This is a genomic window from Candidatus Streptomyces philanthi, from assembly GCF_059553635.1.
On the sequence record NZ_JCANQV010000496.1, the window covers coordinates 1 to 2,580 of the forward strand.

Genomic DNA, 2,580 nt, shown 5'->3' on the forward strand with positions numbered 1-2,580 from the left:
GGCGGAGGCGGAGGCGGCAACGGCAAGACGATCGCCGCGATCATCGCCGGCGGTGCCGTAGCGGTGGCCGCCGTCGTCGTCGCCGTGGTGATGGTCAACGGCGGTGACGACCGGAAGGACCCCGTGCGCGCCGGTGGTGACTCCTCGTCGGCCGCGGCCCCGACGACGCAGCCGGCCACGGAGGACCCCACCACCGAGCCGCCCACGCCGACCATGAGTCCCACGCCGACCAGCAGCACCATCCCGTTCTTCCGGCTCACGGTCGGCGACTGCTTCGACCTGCCCGCCGACGGCGGCGGCAACAACGACGCCGCGACCTGCGACGGCCCGCACGACGCCGAGGTGGTCTCCGTCCACCAGCTCGGCTCCGGCTACTCCACCAGTGCCGACATCAAGGACAAGGCCGCCTCGCTCTGCAGGCGCGAACTGGAGGAGAAGGCCGCCAAGCAGCCCTCGGGCACCGCCGAGGGCACCTACGTCCAGTTCCCCAACCTGAACGGCTACAAGATCGGCATCAGGAACGTCAGCTGCAGCCTCCTGGGCAACCGCACCGGCACCAAGAAGCTCACCAAGCCGCTGTCCTGACGCGCACCCGGGCCGGACGGCGGCACTCCGCCGCCGTCCGCTCAGCGCCTCAGCACCGCCGCCAGGTCGGCCACCGCCTCCGGGCCCACCCGGCAGCAGCCGCCGATCAGCCGCGCCCCCGCGGCCGTCCACGCCGCGATCCGGTCCGCGCGGAACGTCGCCGCACCGCGCCACTCCCGTGCTTCCGCGTCCCACCGCTCCCCGCTGTTGGGGTAGACCACCACCGGCTTCCCCGTCACCCGCGCCGCCACCGCCACGGCCTCGTCCGCGTCCTGCGGCGCGCAGCAGTTGACTCCCACCGCGATCACCTCGTCCGCCCCGGCCGCCACCGCGAACGCCTCCTCCAACGGCTGCCCCGCCCGCGTACGGCCCCCGGCGACGCTGTACGACAACCAGGCCGGCACCCCCAGCCCGCGCACCGCCCGCACCAGCGCCCGCCCCTCGTCCGCGTCCGGCACCGTCTCCAGCGCCAGCACGTCCGGCCGGGCCTCGGCCAGCACCTCAAGGCGCGGGCGGTGGAAGCGCTCCAACGCGTCGACGGACAGCCCGTAACGCCCGCGGTACTCCGAACCGTCCGCCAGCATCGCCCCGTACGGCCCGGCCGAAGCGGCGGCGAACAGCGGCCCCGCCACACCGTCGGACCGGGCCCGCCGCGCCGCCTCACGCACCAGCTCCACACCCCGCGCCATCAGCTCCGCGGCCTCCCCGGCCCCGATGCCGTACCGCGCGAACCCCTCGAACGTCGCCTGGTAGCCGGCGCTGATCACGACCTCGGCGCCCGCCCGGTAGTACGCCAGATGCGCCCGCACCAGCGCCTCCGGGTCCTCGGCGAGCAGCCGCGCCGACCACAGGGCGTCGCCCAGGTCGTGCCCGTCCGCCTCCAGCTGGTTGGAGAGCCCGCCGTCCAGGACCAGCGGCCGTGTGGCGAGGGCGTCGGCGAACAGCACGGGCGTGCCGGTCATGGGGGCCTCCCTTCCCCGGTACCGCGCTACTCCTGCGGTACGGCCTGGACGTCCAGTTCGACGCGGATCGTAGCGCCGATCGCGGCGATGCCCCGGGAGAGCATGGTGCGCCAGTCCAGGGTGAAGTCCTCGCGGTGCAGCTCGGTCACCGCCGTGCACGCGGTACGGGTCTCGCCCGCCATGCCCGTACCGAGCCCCAGATAGCGGGTGTCCAGCTGCACACTGCGGCTGACACCGTGCAGCTGGAGCACTCCGTGCACGGCCCAGCGGCCGCCGCCCCGGTGAGTGAACCGGTCCCCGGTGAACCGGAGGTAGGGGTACCGCTCGACGTCCAGGAAGTCCGCCGACCGCAGATGCTGGTCGCGCAGGGCGACACCCGAGTCGATGCTGGCCGCGTCGATGTGGACCTCGATCCGCGAGTCGGCCATCTGCTCACCGATCCACAGACCGCCCTCGAAGCGGTTGAAGCGGCCGTGGATGGAGGCCAGCCCGATGTGCTGCGCGGTGAACCGGATGGAGGTGTGGTCCGGGTCGATCCGCCACTGCCCCGGGGAGGGCAGCGGCGGCTGCGGCGCCGCTTCCAGGGCCACCACCGGCGGAGCACTCCGCTCACCCGCGCTGACCTCGGCGTCCATCCGCTCGGGCCGGTAACCGTCCGAGGTGACGGCGACCCGGTACGTCCCCGGGTCGAGCGTCGCGGTGAACCTGCCGTGCGGATCGGTCCTGCCCCGTGTCACCTCGCGCCCCGCGGCGTCCTGCACCACCGCCCCGGCCCCCGGCAGCGGCAGGCCGACCGGGTCGAGGACCGCGAGGTCGAGCGCTCCGGCGCCGCGCGGGAGGGGCGCGAGAGCGCCGTGCGGCGAGCGCTTGCGGAAACGGGGCAGGAAGGCGAGAGCCATGACGGCAGGGCTCCTCGGTCGGGGGTGGGGGACACCACCATCCTGCCACTGGTCCAGACCAAACGGACCCGCTTTCGGTGGCGCGGGGTGTGCGGCCCGGTGCGCCGGGGGCGCCCGGAGGCCGCGAGGGAGCG

At 74.5% G+C, this 2,580-nt stretch carries 3 protein-coding genes; 1 reads left to right on the forward strand and 2 read right to left on the reverse strand.

Annotated elements, in window-relative coordinates:
- Positions 1-585, forward strand: a 585-nt coding sequence (locus AC51EU_RS29430; protein WP_496270143.1) for a septum formation family protein, incomplete at its 5' end; no start/stop codon positions are given.
- A 41-nt stretch (positions 586-626) separates the two neighbouring features.
- On the opposite strand, the gene mmuM is transcribed toward AC51EU_RS29430, so the two are convergent.
- Positions 627-1,547 carry a homocysteine S-methyltransferase gene (mmuM, locus tag AC51EU_RS29435; RefSeq protein WP_496270144.1) on the reverse strand — a complete coding sequence of 307 codons (921 nt, stop codon included), beginning with the start codon at positions 1,545-1,547 and terminating at the stop codon, positions 627-629.
- 26 nt (positions 1,548-1,573) lie between these two features.
- Complete coding sequence (locus AC51EU_RS29440) at positions 1,574-2,446, reverse strand: YceI family protein (RefSeq protein ID WP_496270145.1); 873 nt, start codon at positions 2,444-2,446, stop codon at positions 1,574-1,576.
- Positions 2,447-2,580: the final 134 nt, after the last annotated feature.